The organism is Plantactinospora endophytica, from assembly GCF_016862915.1.
GTDB classification, from domain to species: domain Bacteria; phylum Actinomycetota; class Actinomycetes; order Mycobacteriales; family Micromonosporaceae; genus Plantactinospora; species Plantactinospora endophytica.
This window is the reverse complement of the sequence record NZ_BONW01000054.1, coordinates 1-19,473: the sequence shown is the minus strand read 5'-3', so window position 1 is coordinate 19,473 and position 19,473 is coordinate 1. Positions and strand designations below refer to the sequence as shown.

7 protein-coding genes and 1 tRNA gene are annotated in these 19,473 nt (G+C 66.9%); 3 read left to right on the top strand and 5 right to left on the bottom strand.

The window, feature by feature from the left end:
• Nucleotides 1-522: 522 nt before the first annotated feature.
• The 3 genes from Pen02_RS40480 to Pen02_RS40470 all read left to right on the top strand — a co-directional run bounded on the left by Pen02_RS40480 (nt 523) and on the right by Pen02_RS40470 (nt 3,822).
• Nucleotides 523-996, top strand: coding sequence for a hypothetical protein (locus Pen02_RS40480; protein WP_203871521.1), 474 nt, complete (start codon nt 523-525; stop codon nt 994-996).
• Between the two features lie 70 nt (nt 997-1,066).
• Nucleotides 1,067-2,338, top strand: coding sequence for a DUF4407 domain-containing protein (locus Pen02_RS40475; RefSeq protein ID WP_203871520.1), 1,272 nt, complete (start codon nt 1,067-1,069; stop codon nt 2,336-2,338).
• A gap of 194 nt (nt 2,339-2,532) precedes the next feature.
• Nucleotides 2,533-3,822, top strand: coding sequence for a hypothetical protein (locus tag Pen02_RS40470; RefSeq protein WP_203871519.1), 1,290 nt, complete (start codon nt 2,533-2,535; stop codon nt 3,820-3,822).
• A gap of 173 nt (nt 3,823-3,995) precedes the next feature.
• Here Pen02_RS40470 and Pen02_RS42730 read toward each other — a convergent pair whose 3' ends face one another.
• From Pen02_RS42730 to Pen02_RS40450, 5 genes are all read right to left on the bottom strand, one after another.
• Nucleotides 3,996-4,127 (bottom strand): hypothetical protein, encoded by a 132-nt coding sequence (locus Pen02_RS42730; RefSeq protein WP_275413674.1) that lies wholly within the window; start codon nt 4,125-4,127, stop codon nt 3,996-3,998.
• Nucleotides 4,128-4,367: 240 nt separating this feature from the next.
• Nucleotides 4,368-4,865: a hypothetical protein gene (locus Pen02_RS40465; protein ID WP_203871518.1), complete on the bottom strand. Its 498-nt coding sequence runs from the start codon at nt 4,863-4,865 to the stop codon at nt 4,368-4,370.
• Between the two features lie 24 nt (nt 4,866-4,889).
• A complete protein-coding gene (locus Pen02_RS40460; protein WP_203871517.1) occupies nt 4,890-11,531 on the bottom strand; it encodes a polymorphic toxin-type HINT domain-containing protein in 6,642 nt (2,213 codons plus the stop codon).
• Between the two features lie 255 nt (nt 11,532-11,786).
• Nucleotides 11,787-18,605, bottom strand: a complete 6,819-nt coding sequence (locus Pen02_RS40455) for an NIDO-like domain-containing protein (protein ID WP_239142016.1) — start codon at nt 18,603-18,605, stop codon at nt 11,787-11,789.
• A 612-nt stretch (nt 18,606-19,217) separates the two neighbouring features.
• Nucleotides 19,218-19,290: transfer RNA gene (locus tag Pen02_RS40450), tRNA-Lys, on the bottom strand.
• Between the last annotated feature and the right edge of the window lie 183 nt (nt 19,291-19,473).

The following is a 19,473-nucleotide window of genomic DNA, read 5'->3' as shown; positions in this document are numbered from 1 at the left end:
CCCGGACACGTCGATGATGGCGCGTCGCGGTAGCCCCGCTTCAACTATCTGCTTTGAGATATCGCGTTGCCTTTCCGATGAGGTCGTTACTTATGATGCCGAGCGAATGAGGGTTGTGATTCCGTAGATGGAGTCAATAACTGGAAAGGTCCCGACATGTCACTGTCGAGGGTTGTATGTCAATATTGGGAATCGGGGGTACGAGTTGTGGGGTGAGCGCGACCCTGAGGATCCTTCGGTGTCCAAGTTTGAAGATCTATTTGATAGCCTGGACAGCAGCAGTTGTGATCACGGCCTTCGCACCGATATCTTTGGTCGCCCCCGTGTCGATCGAGTTCGGAGCCCAAGGTCATAGTGACGAGTACCGCCACGACCGCTCCCACGCAGAGGTCGCTCAACCCTTACCCAGTACTGTCCTATTTGCGCATACACCGGCCACACCGCCTTGCGCCGCTCTTTCGTCGCTACTACCTCACCGAGGACCTTCCGGAGCCCATGGAGGGCACCGTCCTGGTCCTAGGCATGAACGGCGTGTTCGATCTGGCCGACATAGAGCGTCGCGGCGTCCGCGCGCGTGCCGATGCCCCGGCCGACGCCTATCTGGTGTCCACCGTCAACCACACCGTGCACTGCACCGTCGAGCTGAACTCCGCCGAACCACACCAGACGTTCACCGTCGCCGCACGCTTCGCATGTTTCGTCAACGACGCGGTGGTGCTCCTTCAAAACGGCTGCGCCCACGCCGCGGACCAGCTGACGTCCTATCTGTATGGACTGGTCAATCTCCGGGCGGAGCTGGCCAAGCACCGCGTCACGGACCTGAAGTCGGTCCACGCCGTCCTGATCTCGAAGGCGCAGGCGGAGGTGGAGTTGCGCCCACCGTCGATACGCGGCATGACCGTGCAGCGGCCTTACCTGAGCTTTGTCCCGAGAGGCGCTCCTGATCTAGTGACGAAGAGCGTCGGACCGCGATCGTCGGAGGGCACGGATGGCTGAACGACGTAAGAGCGCTTCCCGTCGGCCGATCGGTAGGCACCTACGAGCCGTTGTCGGCGTCCAGGAAGCGGTGCTGAACAACGTGCCGAACGAGCGCCCCCGATACACCGCCCTCGGCGGCCTGGTTCTCGGCTCGTCGCTGCTCGCGGTCGTCTCCATGTTCGCGGCGATGCGCTGGGCCACCGATTCGTGGATCGTGGCCCTCGTCGTGGCACTGATCTGGGGCGCCATGATTCTGACCATCGATCGCTGGCTGGTGACCTCGGTCTCCGGGGCCACCAGCCTTGTCGCACGGCTGAGCAGTTACTTACCCCGCATCCTTATGGCCGCGCTGCTGGGTGCGGTAATCGCCGAACCACTTGTCCTCGCCATCTTTGAGCGCGAGATCGCGCAGGAGGTGTCACTCGACCGGATGCAGTCGCTTCAGGAGTACGAGAGCAAACTCCGACTCTGCAATCCGGTGGCCGGGACAGCTGAGGCGGCGAAACCACCCGACCCGACCGCCTGTCAGGACTACCTGCTCGTCGTCCCGGACCCCGGCGCTGCACTGGTGGCGCTGACCGGCTACCAGGCACAGGCGGACGCGCTGCAAAAATCGGTCGACGCCGGCGCGGAGGAACTGGATCAGCTCGAAGCGCGGGCACGGCGGGCATGCAACGGGTCGGGAGGCGCCGCGCTGACCGGAGAGGCTGGTGAGGGGCTGAACTGCCGCCACCTGCATGCCGACGCTGACCGTCTTCGTGCCGAGCAGACCAGCGAGACAGCGCGACTCTCGGACCTGCGACGGCTGATTCAGGACAGGCAGACGTCACTCAGCCAGGTCCAAGAATCTGCGGCGGAGGCACGCAACGCAGCGATTGAGCGCCTGGTCCAGTCGCAGGAGGCGGCACTGGGGCCAGCCGGGCTGATCGATCGACTGTCAGCTCTGCAGCGCCTCGGTTCCGACAGCGGAAACGTCGCTGCGGCGACCTGGCTGCTACGCCTGTTGATCACGCTGATCAACGTCCTGCCCGCCTTCGCCAGGCTGGTGATGGGCACCACGGCTTATGACCGGATCGTCGCCTACCACTCGGAGATCGCCGTCCGGACCCAGTTCGCTGTCGCCGAGAACCGTCGCGACCTGATTCTCGCGGACGAGGAGTTGGCCCGGGAACGCAAGGAGCTGGAACTCGCGGTGCTACGTGAGCAGATCGAACTCGAAGCGAGCATCGATCGCCTGCTGGTCGACTCCCGCCGCGCCAACTTGATCTCGCGGCGCGCCACCGAACTTCGTGGAGCGAGCGGGAGCATCTCGGCCGCCGATCTGCCGGAGAAGCGTGACCATCCGAGCATAGAGTCGTGACCTATCGTGACCGCGAGTGCCGGCGCGTACGAGCCAGAGCCGCCGCACGTGGCAGGCAGCGGATCAGCTGGCAGGTCCTGCCCGTCCTGTTGCTAATCGGCGCGGCAATCGGAGTGTCAGCGCTGCTGGCAGCACCCTCAACCGCGGACACCGGACCCTCCCGGGTCCGAGTGGAGGTGCCCAGGGACGCCCTGATGATCTCCTTCGGCGCCGGGCGGACGCCGCTCACCCGCACCATGACGGTGCGACCACCGATCGGGAAGATCGCCGTGAACCCAGCGGGCGCCTTCCTGGTACACCTGGAATCCGACCTCACCGATCTCGGCACCGGCCGCCAGTTCCCCGCACAGCAGTTGACCGTCGCCGCCAGCGAGATTTCTCCCGGGGTGCTGGTCCTCACGGTCTCGGCCGACCCCTGGTCACCGGAGCAGGTCCCGGCCGGCGACTTCCGCGGTTCGATCCGGGTGTCGAAGGATGGCGCCCAGGTGGACGTGCCGGTGGTGTTGCGCGTCGACGAGCGGGGCAGCTGGTCGGCCCTATTTGCGGTCCTCATCCTGGTGGCCGGCGCGGCCGCCGGACTGCTGATCAAATGGATCACCGAGCGGTTAACGCCGCAGGCGATGATTTACCGCCGGCTGGCGTCGCTACGGCGGGCCGTGGGTTGGGGCTCGGACGGCCGCAACCTGCCGGTCACGGCCCGACTGCAGATGGAGGAGTTGCAGGACGTCATCGCCCGGCACGACTACGGACGTGCCGAGCAGCTGTTCACCGACCTGGAGAAGGAACGTGAGCACCTCGCGTCGATGGTGAACCGCTTCGTCGTGCTCGACAACACACTGTCCGCGCAGGCCGAGACGGTCACCGCCCATCCCAAGCCGATCACCCGCAACGTGCTCGCGCGGGTCGACGCCATCCTGGATGAGTGCCACCGCCGCCTGCAGCTCGCGAAGGACGCCCCTTGGCCAGACCGGGCGGATGAGGTTGCCCGAGACCTCGACACTCTCCGGCTCAACTTCATCACCGCGTCGCAGGTGATCACCTCCTACCTCGAACTCCCGAACGAGGCCACCTTGCGCACTGCGGTCGACCTGCTGCAGCGGGGCGAGTACGACGACGCGGCGCGGGAGTACGACCGGTTCCTGCAGGCCGGCACCGTCGAGGCGAACACGGCCGCTGAGCCAAGAAAGAGTCGCCGCCCGCGCCCGACGCGTGCTCCCCGCGCAGAGGAGCCCGGGCTGGCGCCCTGGTTCCGGGCCGCCCGCCCGATCGCCGGCATGGCCTCGGTGTTGGTCGTGGCACTGGTTGGGCTCAAACTGCAGTACCTCGGCAACCAGTCCTTCCAGGGCGACCTTACCGCCTGGCTCACCCTCGGCCTGTGGGGCTTCGTCGTCGAGCTAAGCGGCACCTCGGTCATCGAGGTGGTCTCACGGCTCAGCGCCGGGCACGGTTCCGGCACGCAGCCGGCCTCCGTGACCCGCCCCTGAACCTGACAGCTGAGCATCCGCCAAGATCGACGCCAGGTACCGGGGCAGCCACACCGCGATCTCCTCCCGGTCGACCGGCTCTACCGCCACCATCCGCCGCTCGGAGGCGTCCGGGTCGTGTCGCCTCCGAGCCAGCCGTCGTCGGTGGTCAACCACACCACCTGGCCAACCCATCACGTTGCCGACCCGGTGCCGGTCACCACTGCCCGCAGCACCCCGGTGGTGCAGATGTCTACTTGCTCTGCCAGCCACATCTGCGAGGCGGTCAGGCTGAGGACCGACACCACCTGCTGCCTCCCGGACACCCCGCCACCTCCGAGGCCGTATTCGGCCAACGCGGCCAGAGGCAACCCAGCTGGCCGCCACCGCCCCCGAGGGCCTGGTCGAGCAGCGCCGCCCGGGTGCCGGCGAGTTCGTGTGCAGCCGGCACGACGCGGATCAACTCCGCAGCGAGGGTCACCGAGGCGAACATCGACAATTCGACACCGCACTCGCCTAGCCCGGGCAGACCGCTGCCCAGGTTGCCAGATGATCGTGAGTACCGATCATTCGAGGGCGGAACACTCCTGACGCAGGCGCAATGCCGTATTGAGATCCCGTCTGTAGCTCCACTCGTCTATTGGCGATGATTCTAGGACCGCGCTAAAGAACTCCACAGCACCCGATGTCAGGGCCTCCAAGAGTTCCTTTTCTCCACTCAGAGCGGTACGCTTTTCTTCTTGATCCACAAACCTCACCAAAGCGTTCCCTCGGCCCACCCTATCGAGGGCGAACGTAAACCTGCGCTCTGGAAAATTGAGGACTCCGATCCGACCCTGCATGAAGTCGGCCACATAAGTAACCATCAACGACCAGAGTGCATCGATCGTATCGTTAGTATCGGGCCCGAGGATCAGGTGATCATCGATGTAGAGTTGGATGAAGCCTTGCACGCGTCGATCCCGAGCGAAGGTGATCTCGCAAGCCCCAACCGGTACAGGCTCTCCAGTACCGCAGAGGACAAAGGTCTTAGCCCTGACCGTCCCCGCCGTGTTGCGCGTCATGCCATACCCGTCATTCGCGACCAATTATGGAGCCGGATAGAATTGGCCTACTACACCATCCCCGAAGCCGAGAACGTACTCGCGCCCCTGGTACTCTCCACGTATCTTGTCCCACTTTCCTTGGGCATATTCTGGACCACTTAGCTTACGCTGATTTTGCCTCATCACTGCCGATATCGCATTCTGGACGTCCTTAACACTCATGCGCTTGTCGAACAAAGTGTTACTTCCTGGGTTTCCGCTAAGGTAGGTAGGATGATGCCCTTCAAGGATGTGAGTAAGATCTTGTTTCCTCAGCAGAAAAGAGTTGTTCCCAAACGTAAAGCTCTGACTCTTCCACCCCTTGAGAGCACCGCCAACTCCACAGTTGTGAACGAGCACCGGCGTCTCGCCCGCCAGAACATAGTACGTGTGTATCGCCGCCACGGTGAGGTTGTAAACGGTCTCGGTCCTGTTGCGATCGGTCATCGACCTCACGACGGCAGCGGATCCGTCGGCCGCCAGTAGCTCGTCGCCAGCGCCGAGGGCATCCGCTCGTTGCCACCGTTGGTCGGTCTCGCTCCAGAAGGGATGGTCTTCAGTGGTCGTAACTATGGCGTTTTCGACCTGAAGCCGTACGGTGAAGTCCTCGTGTACCCAAACTCGTGTGACCTCCCGGGCGCCCGCCTCTCCGGTTTCTGGGTCGGCCGCGACAACCTTGTCTCCTGGCCCGATTTCACTTATTGCTTTGGTGCTGCCGTCTGCCATGAGGACACGGGTGTCACCACTGAAGCTGCAATATGCACCGGCAGCCTTGTAGCCGAAGGCGTTAACGTCGCCGATCGCGCCCTTGCCCTGCCCTGCCAAGGCTTTCAGTCGGGCAAGAAGTGCAGCTCCTCCGGGAACGTATGCTAGCCCCCCGACAAGGCCTCGGCCTCCCATAGCCTCGACGCCACCAGCGACGGCGGCGAGGACCTCTCCGCCGTCGACGAGCAGGGCCGGACAGGGGGATGAACCGCAGTTCCAGCGGTAGCCGAGCTCCTTCAAGCAGATGGTGCTGCCGGGTCCGTCACCGCACAGGAGTCGGACCCACTCGTTGTATGGGTCGTATCCGCCCTTTACTTGGTTCCGCGCGGTTTCGCAGCGCGCGGCCATGCCGGGCGCCTGGCAGTAGGGGTTGTCTCCGCTGAAGGTTTCGAGGAACAGTTGCTTGTTGCGCTCCTGTATCTCATTGATGTTGCGGTCGGCTCCGGAGGTGCTGCCTGAGCCTTGCTTGGCTTTCCCACCACCGGATCCGGTAGAGCCGGTCGATTTGCCTACGTCCGCCCCCCAGGTAGGCGAGCAGTGGCCGTTGTCGCAGGCCTGGCCGCCGCCCGGGTCGAGCCCGTCGGGATCGGACAGGGTGATGGGGTTGTTGTTGGCGTAGGTGTAGCCGTGTATCTGCTGGGGGTCGGTGAGGTCCATGATCGGGTCGACGGAGATGAACCGGCCGATCTGTGGATCGTATTCTCGGGCGCCGAGGTGGGTCAGGCCGGTGTTGTCGCGGGTGCCGCCGACGAATCCCTTGTCGTTCGGCCAGGTCGGATCCGTTCCTCTGGGGGCGCCGAATGGCAGTTGTCGTCGTACTGTCGGGGCCTGGGTGATCGCGGTTACGGCGACTTGTGCGGTGCCTTGCGGGTCCGCGGTGAGCCAGCTGAGTTCGCCGTTGGTTCTGGAGGCGACGATCGCGCCGCCGTGTGTGTAGTAGCGGGTGCAGACGTTGGCGTTGGTGGCGTAGGTGTGGCGAATTTCCTGCCCAGGCAGGTAGAGGGTTTTGCCGGCGGGGTCGCGGCGGATGAGGCGGTTGCCGTCGGCGTCGTAGATGTAGCGGGTTTCGCCGGTGTCGTCGGTGCTGGTTTCGAGGTGGCCCTCGGGGTCCCAGGTGAGGGTCTGGGCGCCGTTGGGGCTGGGGCGGGTGCGGGTGTTGCCGGTGGCGTCGTAGGTGTAGCTGCCGGTTTCGGCGCCGCTGGTAGAGCTGAGGGTGTGTGGTTGAGGGCTACCGGCCGGTGGGTAGTGGTAGGTGGTGGTGGCGTTCCCGGCTGGGCTGTGCACGACCTGGGTCTGCCGGTTGCCGATCTTGTCGTAGGTCCATTCGTGCCAGTACGGGGCCGGGCCGCCGAGCGTGCTCGCGTTCGGGGTGGCGCAGGTGCCGCTGGTTGGTGTCCAGGCGTGGCGTAGCCGCCGGTGGTGGTCGTACTCGAAGCACTGGGTGTCGTCGACCGGGTCCGGGACGGTGTCCTTGATCTGGGTGATGTTGCCGGCGGGGTCGTAGCTGTAGCGGACGTCGGCGAGGCCGTGTGGGCTCGCGGAGTCGCGGTTGGTGAGGATTCCGGTGAGCCTGCCGGTTTCGAGTTCGCGGTTGAATGCCTGTTCGACGCGGCCGCCGGTTCCGGTGTGCAGGATGACCTGATCGGTCTGGCCGAGGGCGTTGTAGTCGGTGCGGGTGACGTAGCTGGCGTTGAGGTTGCCGTAGAGCGTGTGCAGGGTGGTGGGCAGCCCCAGGTCGGTGTATCCGTAGGTGAGGGTTTCCGCTGGGAGGTCGCTGTTGGTGCCCGGCATGGTGAGCTTCGCGAGGGAGCCGTCGATGTTCCAGGTGTTGTCGAAGTTGTAGGTGCCGGCGAGGCCGGTCTCGCTCGGCGGGATGACGATCTGCGTGCCCTGGGGGTCGTAGGTGTCGGTGTAGCCGGTGACCTTTGTTGTGTAGAGAGCTGAGCCGATCATCCTCGCCGATTGGGTCAGGTGTCCCTTGGCGAGGGTGTCGTAGAGCCACTGGGCACGTGTCGGGCCGCCGAGCTGGTTTTCGAATACCACCCGTTTGCGGTTGAGTTGGTCGTACTGGAAGGCGAGCTTTTTGCCTTCGGCGTCCGTCGTGGTGGTGACTCTGCCCGCGTTGTCGTAGGTGAGCGTGGTCCGACCCTTGTCGGGGTCGTTGGTTTCGGTTTGGCGTCCGCGGATGTCGTACTTGTAGGTCCATTTGCTGCCGCCGGGGTCGGTGACCTCGGTGAGTTGGCCTTTGCGGTTGAAGGCGTAGGCGGTGGTGTCCCAGCTCCCGCTGGTGGCCGGGGTCGGGGTCGGGCCGTGGTATTGCCGTAGTTGGCTGGTGCGGCCGTGAACGTCGACGATCATGGAGAGGGCGGTGCCGCCGGTTGGTGGTGTGGAGTCGATGCGGTCTCCGGCGTGGTAGGTGCTGGTGCGCCACCGTTCGACGCCGTAGGGCTGGAAGATGGCGGCGGTGACGCGGCCTAGACCGTCGTAGACGTTGCGATTCTGGGTCGGCACCTTGTCGTTCTCGGTGGCCGTCTCCAGCGTGGTGCCGGCGGTTCCGAGAGCGTGGTAGGGGCTGTAGGTGAGGACTTCCCGGCCGGCGGTGTCGTAGAAGGTTTCGGTGAGAAGTCGTCCGCCAGATGGGGAGGTGTTCTGGGTCTGCCGGGTCCGTAGGAGGCCGTCGTAGATGCTGTACGTGGTGATGTAGTTGCCTGCGGCGTTGAGTCGTGAGGTGGTGACGGCGGTGGCGGCGGTGGTGCTGAGGTGGTAGCCGAAGGTGGCGTTCGCGCCGTCGGTGTCTTTGGTTCTGCCGGGTAGCCAGACGGCGGTGAGGCGGCCGAGGCCGTCGTAGGCGAGGTCGGTGCGTTTGCTGTTCGGGTCGACGATCGTGGTCGAGTGGCCCCAGGCCGGGATAATGGTCGTGGTGGTGACGTGCGCCAGCGGGTTGGTGACCTTGGTCGCCGTGACCGGGCCGTCGGCGGTCGGGGTGTACTCGGTCTTCGTCTCGTAGTTCATGGCGTCCCAGGACGAGGTCGCCCGTCCATGGACGTCGTAGGCGGCGCGGCCCTTGGTGGCGAAGGTTGGGGCGCCGGCGTTCCAGGCTGTCATCTCGTCGGTTCGGGTGACCAGGCCCCGGGACGGTGCTATCTCGAAGTCGTGGTTGTCGTAGAAGGTCCGAGCCTCTCCCATGACGTCGTCGTCGGTGAGAGTGCCGGTCGTGGCGGAGCATTGTGTGGCGTACATCTGGACGCGGTGGACGCGGTCGATCAGCCAGTTGTCGGTGTTGCGGGGGGTGTAGTCGTACTTGGTGCACTGTTCGTCGCCGGGGGTGCCGTCCTGGCCGAGGTTGTCGACGCTGGTCGCCATGCCGAAGTTGTCATAGCTGGTGGTGGTCGTGGTGGACCGTTCACCACGTCCGGCGTCCAGCGTGGTGAACTTCTGTACGGTGGCGACGCGGTTGTAGCGGGCGGTAACGGTGTCGCCGTTGATGGTGCGGGTGGCGGTCGCCGGTGACGGCCAGGGAACGTTCGTCTCCCGTGAGACGACGGGTCCGGTCGGGCCGTTGAAGACCTTGGTTTCCCGCATCATGCCGGCGTACCAGTCTTCGTCGTTGATGCCGTCGACCGTGGTCGGCCGCGTGCCGCCGCTGGGTGCGGCGCGGTCGCCGTACATGCCGCGGAAGTAGCGGGTTTCGGTATAGGTCTGTTCGCCGGGGTCGCCGACGGTGACGGCGACCTTGCCGTAACCGCGGTAGTCGGACCACGTCTTGTATTTCTTGTCGATGAGGCCGTCGTCGTCGGTGTAGTGCCAGGCGGCGCCGTCGAGGTAGTCGTAGCGGTAGACGACTCTGGGGCTGCCCTGCGGTGGGGTGCCGCCGGTGTTGTCCTGTTCGTAAATGGTGCTGACGACGTACTTGTGGAACCAGTCGGTGACCGGATTCTGGTAGCCCTCGGGTTCCCAGATGACCGGGTAGCAGCGGCGGGCGTTGGTGTGCGGCGTCGGCATGGGTTGGCCGGCCTTGCAGTCTTCTTCCGAGTAGTTGACGCTGATGCTTCCGCCGGTTTCGTTGCGGATTCTGGTGATCCGCATCCAGTTCATGGCGGCGGCGAAGTCGCCGGTGGCATCGACCCGGTTTGCCCGTTGTACCCAGGTGAACTCGATGTCGGGCACGGTGGTGGTGCCGCCGACGAGGCCGGCGTGGGAGATCTTCTCGAGCCAGAGTCCAGCTCTAGTGCCGTCACCGGGATCGGGGAACGAGTGGGTGAGGGTCCATCGTTCGACGTTGGTGTAGCCGCTGCCCTGCCGGATCTGGGTGGTCACGGTCGACAGGCGCTTGGTGGACCAGAAGGTGGGTTGCAGGTCGTCGGTGCACGATGTGCCGGAGCATTCCTGGTCCCAGGGGGTGTCGGGCCAGCGGACCTCGTTGTGGGTGCCGCAGGTACTCAGGCAGCGGTCGGCTTCCTGGAAGTCGATCCGCAACGGGGCGGGGGTGGTGTGTACGGAGTCGGCGCCGTTGATCCGGCGGGTGCCGTAGTCGATCCGGTCGAGCCATCCGCCGCGGTGGTAGGTGGCGTCGTCGTCGGGGTCGAGGTTGCGTCCGTACTTGTTCGACTCCTGCTTGTACCAGTAGGAGATCGAGTTTCCGGAGGGGTCGACGACGTAGTCGAGGTTCCACCGCCAGGCCTGCATGCAGTCCGAGTCCTCGAACTCGGCGGCGTGGCATTCCTCGTTGGGCTCGTTACCGAAGACGGGGGCGGTGAGGGTGGAGTTGGTCAGCGGCTTGTCGGCGCTCCAGCCGGGAAGCCGGTTGAGGCCGAACCAGTACTGGACACCGTCGGCGGCGGTGACGACCCAGTGTTCGCCGTTGTTGTCGCCGTTGCTGGCGCCGGTCTCCCGCCGGATCCGGGATCCGTCGTCGCTGCGCAGGTGCCAGCGCCCTTCGCTGGCGTTGTAGATGAGTTCGCCGGAGCTGCCGTTGAGGGAGAGGACGGCGTTGTCGGTCTCCCAGCACAGGTCGCCGGTCTTACGGTCGTTGTTGGCTGACGGGTTCGACGCGTCCTTGATGTCCTGGGCGCAGGATTTGTAGCGACGCTCGATGAAGCCGCCGGAGCTGATTTCGAATCCCTCGCCGATCCAGGAGGGCTGGTTGTTCGAGGCCGCGTGTCGGCCGTCGACGGATTGGGACGAGTAGTTCAGGGCGACGACCGGGGCGGTGCCGCCGGGTGCTGGCGGGGTCCGCATCGGGTACGACCAGGTGAACGCTCCCGAGTTCCCGCCGGCCGTCCAGGTCGAGGAGGCCTGCAGGGAGGTGGCGGAGTAGTCGCCGGCGGGACCGGAGGGTGCGGCCGACAGGGCGAGAAGGGTGTCGGTGGCGGTGACCGGCACCGTCGCCGATACGGTCCGGGCCGCGGGGTTGTTACGTGACGGCAGCGGCGTACCGACACAGGACTTGCTTTGGGGTGTGATCAGGGCGCAGGCGGGCAGGGTGAGGAGGCGCAGGCGGCTGGCCCAGTCGCCGCCGTACGCGGTGGCGAACGGGCGGTAGTCGACCGTGAAGTCGGCGTGGCCGGCGGCGCTGGTCCCGTCGGCGCGGGCGACACGCATCAGCAGGCCCTGGACCGCTGCGCGGTCGGTCGCCGCCCGGTCGAGGACCTCGACCCGGACCTTCTCCGGGACTGCGGCGGTGGCCTGACGCGGCGCGTCCGGTGCTGCGACGCGGATCGGCAGATTGCCCGCTTGTTGCGGCTCGCCGGTTCGGCGGGCGGTGGCCAGGTCGACGACGGTGCTGCCGGCGGCCGGCCAGGCAGGTGCCGGTTTGTCGCCCGCCATCGGAGCCCGCTTCGAGGCGGGTGCCGGGTTGGGCTTGACCTTGGTGGTGTCCACGGTGGGTACCGGTGTCGCCGACCATGGCGTCCGGTCGTCGGCCGGGTCGGCGTGGGCTGGTGGGGCGTGCAGGATGCTCGCGGCGAGGGTGGCGACGACGGCGGCCGCGGTCGCGGCACGGCGTGCTCGGGGCCCGGGTGCCGGGTCTCGGGTCGGCAGTGGTCGGGGTTGCGTGGACGGCGTCGACGTCACCGGGTGCCTCCGGGGTGCGGGCTTTCAGCGGGTGGACTGTGTCGGTCGGTGTCGCGGTGCGGATCAGGAGGTCGGTGGAGTGATCCGCAGGCCGAGACCGGGTCGGAGGACCGGTTGCCGATAGGTGTACTGCAGGGCGCGGGTGCCGTCGGCGTTTTCGATGCCGATGGTGGCGCCGCCGCCCTGTTCGAGGAAGGTGCCGTCGTGGTCGGTGTAGGCGAAGCTGTAGCCGCCGGCTTCGTGGAAGATCGCCTGGAAGGTGATCCGGGTCAGCGGGTCTTCGAAGGAGTGGACGTTGCGCCACTCGACGACGTACTCGCGGTTGGGTGCGGTGCCGCGGGTGGTGGTGCGGACGCTGGCGTTGGCGTCGACGACCCAGTCGTGCCAGAAGGGGTAGACGGCGGCGTTGGGTTCCTCGGGGCTGTCCGGGGACGGGATCGGCCATGCGTCGGGTGACGGCTCGCCGGGGTTGACGAAGGTGACGAGGCCGTTGGTGTCGACCCAGCCGGTGGTGTACGCCTGCCCGTACAGGCTGATCGGGAACGGCAGGCTGGTCTGGGTGTAGGCGTCGTCGCCGGTCAGCGGCAGGGTGGTGGTGTTGGCGGGGGTGTATGCCACGGGCTGTTCGGCCAGGGTGTAGCCGGAGTTGGCCGGGGTGGCGGCGTTGGTGAAGTCGACGGTGTGTTGGGTGTTGGTGCCGACGGTGACCTGCTGGACGGCGGATCCCTTGCAGCTGCCGATCGGCGTGGTGGCGACGACGGCGTAGGTGCCGGCCGGCACGTTGGTGATCTGGTAGGAGCCGTCGGCGGCGGTGGTGGCGGTGAGGCCGGCTGCGGTGATGGTGGCGCCGCCGGTCGGGGTGCCCTGGCAGGTGACGGTGCCGGTGATGGTGCCCTGTCCGGGCGGGCTGGGGCGGAAGGTGATGCCCTGGCCGGTGGTGAGGGCGGCGTCGCGGTGCAGGTACTGGAAGGCGATGCTGCCGGCGCCGTTCTCGATGCCGACGGTGGCGGTGGAGCCGCGCTCGCGGGCGTTGCCGGCGGTGATGTCGGCGTAGGCGAAGGTGATCTGCCCGTTCTCCTGGAAGATCACCTCGAAGGTGGTGCGGGCGGTGGTGTCGTCGAAGTGGTGGACGTTGCGCCACTCGACGACCCACTGCCGGTTGGGGGCGGTGCCGCTGGTCTTGGTGGCGATCCGTGCCTGGGAGTCGACGACCCACTTGTCCCAGTGCACGTAGACGGCGGCGTTGGGGACTCCTTCGGCGGCCGGGGACGGGATGGGGCTGGAGGTGCTGCCGATCCAGCCGAAGTACATGGGGTCCTTGAACGTCACCAGGCCGCTCGAGCCGATCCAGGCCGAGGTGTACGTCTGCCCGTACAGCTTGATCGGGAACGGTGGGTTCTTCGGCCAGACGGTGTCGGTGCCGGACCAGCCCTCGACGATGTCACCGGGGATGAACGTCTGGGCGGCGGTCGTGCACTTGTAGCCGCCTTCGTCGCCGTCGACCATCACCGACAGGTCCACGTCGGACGTGCCGCCGGGGTGGTTGATGGTTTCCTTGGCGTACTGGCCGGCGCAGCGGTTGTCGCCGGTCGAGGCGGTGATCGTGTATTCGCCGACGGGCCGGTTGGTGAACTGGTATCCGCCGTCGGCGCCGGTGGTGGTCGTCGCGCCGCCCGGGTTCAACGTCACGGTCGCCCCGGCCAGCGGGGTCGCGGTCACCGCAGCGGTCAGGGTGCCGCTGACCGTCCCGCGTGGCGCGGGGGTGAACGTGACCGACGCGTTCGAGGTCAGTGCCGCCTCGTGGGAGGAGTACTGGGCCGCGACCGTGCCGGAGGCGTTCTCGATGCCGATCGTGGCGGCGCCGCCCTGCTCCCATGTGGTGTCCATGGCGCCGTAGTGGAACGCTATCCGCCCGTCCTCGTGGAAGATCACCTCGGCGGTGATCCGGCTGCCGGGGAAGTCGAAGATCTGGGCGTTGCGCCACTCGATGACGAACGATCGGTTCGGTGCCGTCCCCAACGTCTGGGTGCGGACGCTGGCCGAGGCGTCGATGTTCAGGTCGTCCCAGAACGGGGCCACGATCGCGTTCGGGGCGGTGCGGTTCGGCATCGCGAGGTTGTTCCACAGGTTCGCCCCGGCGATCGAACCGAAGCTGACCAGGCCGTCGACACTCACCGTCGCCGTCGAGTGGACGCCGCCGTGCATGGTTACCGGGAAGGGGAACGTGACCGTCGTGGTCGCGCTGTCGCCGGTCAGCGCCAACGCGGTGGACGCCGCGATGTAGCCGGATGAGCTGACGGTGCAGGCGTAGCCGAACGGTCCGTAGTTCGGCCCCAGCTGTAGGTTCCGGACCGTGTCGGCGGAGAGTTCGACCTGGGACTGGGCGAGAAGCCCGCACCGGCCGGTCGTCCTGGACGTGACGCTGTAGCTGTCCGCGACCAGGTCGTCGAAGCGCCAGGCACCACCGGCGCCGGTCGTGGTCGACAGGCCGCTCGGATCCAGGGTCACGGTGGCGCCGACGACCGGGGTGCCGGCGGCGTTGACCAGGGTGCCGGACAGGTCGTACACCTCGACCGGGGTGCCGGCCTCCAGGTGGTCGAAGCTGATCGCCCGGCCGCTGGCCAGCGCCGGCTCGCCCGCCGAGTAGGACAGGCCGTCCTCACCGGCAGGCCCCTCGATGCCCACCACGGCGTGCGCGCCCCGTTCGGCGTCGTTGTCGAGCTGGTCGTAGTTCGTCGTCACGGTGCCGTCGGGGGCGAGGATCACCTCGAAGGAGAGCCGCTGGCTCGAGTTGGCCTTGCGGTGCACGTTGCGCCACTCGATGACGAACCGCTCGTCGGCTCCGGAGCCGCTGGTTGTGGTCCGGACACTGGCGGAGGCGTCGACGACCAGGTCGTCCCAGAACGGTGCGACGAGTGCGTTCGGGCTGGCCGGTGTCGGCAGTTGACCGCCGGTGTACGGGTGGGAGCCGCCCGGGTCGTCGAACGACAGCAGCCCGTTGGTGTCCACCCAACCACGTTGGTACGCCTGCCCGTAGAACGGGAACGCGAACGGCAGCACCACCTCGTGCACCGCGTTGTCACCGGTAAGCGGAACGACAGTGCTGGCGGTGGTGAACGGGCTCACCTGCTCGGCGCAGGTGTAGCCCTGCCCGTCGGTGTAGGGGAACAGGTAGAGATCCCAGGACACGTTCGGGCCGGCGACCTCGACGCTCGCGGTGCCGGACAGGCCGCAGCGTCCACCGTGATTCCCGGACAGCGTGTAGGTCCCGGGCTGGAACCCGGAGAACGTGTAGCCGCCGTCGGCGGCGGTCACCATCTGCCGCCCACCCGGCTCCAGGCGTACCGTGGCGCCGACCACCGGCTCGAACGTCGTCCCGTCGATCACCGTCCCGGACAGGCTCGCCGCCGCCGACACCGTGAACTGCGCCCGCGCCATCCCGCCGACCCGGTTACCGTCGTCGACCGCGACCACATACAGCGACCGGTCCCCCACGACGCTTCCCGCGTTGACCGAAACGGTCACCATGCCGCCCGGGGTAGGCGCCGTCACCTCGGTGCCCAGGCCCGCGTCGCCGACGCTGTAGCGGAACTTCGTCACATTGGCGTCGCCGCCGGCGTCGAACCTCACGGCGAGCTGGCCACCGACGGGAGCATCGGTACCGTTGGGGAAGGTGACCGCCGGCTGCAGCGGCACCGCCATCTCGGCGATCTTCGCCGGCGTCTCGGCGTAGTTGTAGATCCGGACATCGTCGACCGCACCGGTGAAGAAGCTGTCGTCACCGCCGTTCCACCGGCGCTTGCCGACGGTCACATCGCTCGTGGCGTTGAAGCCGCCGGTCAACGTGGCCGTCGTCGCCTGTGGGACGCCGTTGACGAACAGGGTCAGGGTGCGGGTCGACGTTTCGTACACGCCGGCCAGGTGCGTCCACTTTCCCGCCACCGGCGCGGCGTCGGACGACGCCGCGTACAGCGTCGGATTATCCGCATCGGTACCCGTCATCGTGAACCGCCACCGGTTGCCGCTGCCGGCGTAACTCAACGCGTACGAGAACGTACGCGTGCCGTTGGCGGCGAGCACGACCTGCTGGGCGGTACCGGTGGGTGAGGTGATCCTGGCCCAGGCGCTCACCGTGAAACTCGCATCGGTGCGGACCGGGACCGATGCACCGGTGTCCGGGTGCGCGGTCATGACGGGACCGGTCAGGGTCGCGGACGTGCCACCGTTGAGGGCCAGCGCCGTACCCACGCTGGACCGGCCCGGCACCCAGGCCGCGGAGGCGCCGAGGGTGGCCGTGTTGCCGTGCCCGCTCACATCGACGGCGTCGCCGCTGGTCTCCTCGAACGTCCACTGGGCCGCCGGGCCCGAACCCGCCCGCACGTTGAACGTGTAGCTCTGCGCCGTGGCGGAGAACCTGCCGGCGTGGTCCTTCGCCCACACCCGCAGAATGTTGCTCCCGTCATGAGTCGGGCGGACCGTCAGCGACGCGCCGTAGTCCGTCGCGCGGGCCGGAATCGTCTGCGCCGCGTTCAACACGGCAGAGTCGAGGGTCCACGCGTACTCCTTCACCTCGTGCGGACGTACGGCAGGCGGCGCGATCTCGAACACGCCGGGCAGCCCGACTGCGCCGTGTGGGGTGCTCCCTGCCGGGTAGTCGACCGAGTCGACGTCGTCGGGTGTCGGTGGCGGAGTGGCGTCGACGGTGAACTCACACGTTCCCGACCAGGCTCCGTGCGAGCCGTCGTAGGTGTGGGACTTCCACACGTACGTGCCACCGTCGACGAGCTTTCCGGCCGGGACCGCCTTTGACACCACCGACGGGTTGCCCGACGCCTGCGACACCTTGTCCGTGTCGTTCCGCGCCGCGCCCAGCGGCCACCAGTAGAACCAGGAGGTCAGCGACTGCTGCGACGAGTCCGGGTCGGAATGCTTACCGGCCAGGATCGGGGTCGTCGTCAGCACGTACGGCCGAGCGGCGCCCGTCGCGCAGGCCTTGCCGTCCGACTTTCGGTCAACCAGCGCGTTCGGGGTGGTGTTGTAGGTGATCGCGAGCTTCGGCGACGAGTGGTTGAACCGCTTCCACTGGTTCTTCGTCCCCTCGTCGATTGCCCGTAGGCCCATCGTCAACGTGGACGCGTTGTTCGCCACCGCCTTCGCCACCATCGGCGTCGCGTTGAACTCGATCGTGCCGGTCCCGAGGCAGCCGTGCGCCGCCCCGTACTTCCGGTTCCCCACCGCTTGCGCGGTCAGGCTGCTGTCCCAGGCCGGCTGCTTGTTCCAGGTCGTGCCCGAGGAGATCGTCCCCGTCATCCACAGCTTCGCGTTCGACCTCGGACTACACGTCCACGCGTGCCGCTGCTCGATCCGGAACTGCGCACTCAAAATATGCTTTCCCCGGACGGAGGAGGTGTTCATCCGGAACAGGGACCGGATGATGTGGTCGGCACAGCCGGAACAGTCCTCAGTACGGCCGGCACCGGCAGAACCGTAGGTCGACCCGCTGGTCAACGCCGACGAGTTCTGCCAGAACGAGCTCGTCTTGTGCTTGCTCCACACCGACGTCCACGCGTTGGAGGAGATGCCCCCGGTCCACGACGGGTCGATGAAGATCGGCAGTTCCACCCGCGGATCGGTGAGCATCTTCCGGTCCGGCACGAGCACCAGGCCGTCACCGTCGACGCGCACCGGCATGGCCGCACGCCGAACCGGCTCGGCCGGGTACGCCAGCTGCGGAACTTCCCGGGCCGTCTGAGTCCGCTCCGGCTTGCGCTTCGCCTGGTCGCCCTCCTGGGGGCTGGAGGGACTCGCCGTCGTGCTGTCCGTGGTCGAGGAGTCCCACATCAGGGGTGCAGGTGCGGCGAACACGGTCTGACCAGTCGCATCACGGGCGGCCAGGCCACCGCCGTCGGCGGTCGCGATTGTCACGTTCCTGGTCGTCAGGCCGAACCTCAGCTCCGCGAGCCTCGAACTCGCCGCAGCCTCGCGCGACCGCACCACCAGCACCTCGGAGAATCCCAGCGCGTGCGCGGTCACCTGCAGATCGACGTCCGGCAGCACATCCCGGTAGGTCGCGGTGGGACCCTGCACGACCGGCGCCGGCAGCGACGCCGGCCAGGACACCGCCAACTCCCGGTCCCCGTCACGCAGACGAGCGAACGGACCAGTACCACCTGCCGAGAACACCACCGGCAGCACCGACGCCTTCGGAACCAGCCCCTCCGGCGAGCTCTTCAACGCCGTGTCCACCGGCAGCCACGACGAGCCCTTCCGGACCCGGACCGGTTCGATCCCCTGCTCCAACGTCCGTGAGCCGTCCACGTTCAGGAAGGTCTGCGAGTATTCCGTCCGCTCGGCAAGGATTTCCACCCGTCGGTCACATATGGCGATCATCCGCCGCGCCGCAGCAGCATCGGCCTGCTCATCGACGCATCGCGACGAGGAATCCGCCTGCGGCGACTCCGCGGCGGCCGGAGATGCCGTAACGACGAGGACACCTGAACCCACCACCGCGACCATCGTCATCGCCAGTCGTGAGAGTCGCCAAGAGCTGGAAGTCAACGAGAAACGGACACGGCCAGCACGCATGGGAACCCCCGCACGACAACCCACAGCAACGGCGCGATCACTGTACCGACAGGCAAGATCTTGGTCAATATAGGGAATGATCGATGACAATCCGGTCGCGATACTCCCCAGACCGAAAGATGCCCAGGAAGAGGAGAGCAGAGGCGAAAATCGCCCGAGAGTCGAAAGTCGGCATAAACCATGGCCAGTTGGCCATACCTGCTCAACAACCTCTCTGACCAGTCCTGGATCGCCGCCCGGACCGACGGGACCTCGCCTGACCCAGATGGGTACCGCGTCGACCAGACGCCAGAGCACAAGAACGCGAAACTCGAGGCCCGAGAGATCAGTTCCGAAGTTTTCGGCACGCGCCTGTCGGGATGTCGCCTCCGTGCGTCATCCCGCGAACCTCCGCAAGCTGGCGAAGGCGTGGCGGGTCGCCGGTGCATACGGGGACCAGCCTGCCGTACCCGCTGGTGGTTCATCCGCAGCACAGGTGCTGCGCCTGGCGCGCGTCGCACCAAGGGCGCCAGTCAGAGCCGTCTCCGTCTGACGCGGCCCGCAGTCCCTCGATCGATGTCCCATCGCCAGCAGGACGGCCCAGGCACCCACCACCTAGGCCAGCACACCGGCTCGTACGTAGCGCCGTACAGGCGGATCGCCGAGCCAAAACCCGGGCGAAACCTACACAATATGCTCGCCCAACCAGGCCCGTATCCAACGGACTTTTAAACATCTGGGCGCCAGTTCCCCGCCAGGCTCAAGCCGCCCTGACCAGCCAAAATAGCGCTCGCGTTTGTCCATAGTCGACCCAAGGTGCTCCGGGTGGCGCTCGGCGGCCACTGAGGCTAGATGGCGCTAAACGGACAAAGTATCTCACAAAACACGTTACCGAACCGACACGCACAGCTATATGTGCAGGTCAGTAGGTGGGCCGCCTGGGATTCGAACCCAGAACCCGCGGATTAAAAGTCCGCTGCTCTGCCGGTTGAGCTAACAGCCCGCTAGCCCGTACAGCGTACCGGACGACGGCCGGCGGGCCCCGTGCATAACGGGGCGGGCGGGCGCGCGCTCGGCCCGCCCGCGCCACCGCGCCGGTGGATGAACCTTCACCTGAACCGCGCGGCGCTCACCCGGCGCGTCCGACCGTGCGGTCCGGCGGACCGGACGGGGAGGTCGCGAGAAG

What these genes read in the sequence shown, in the direction of transcription:
- Pen02_RS40465 (WP_203871518.1), bottom strand. Translation starts at nt 4,865, where the DNA reads ATGACGCGCAACACGGCGGGGACGGTCAGGGCTAAGACCTTTGTCCTC.
- Pen02_RS40480 (WP_203871521.1), top strand. Translation starts at nt 523, where the DNA reads ATGAACGGCGTGTTCGATCTGGCCGACATAGAGCGTCGCGGCGTCCGC.
- Pen02_RS40470 (WP_203871519.1), top strand. Translation starts at nt 2,533, where the DNA reads ATGATCTCCTTCGGCGCCGGGCGGACGCCGCTCACCCGCACCATGACG.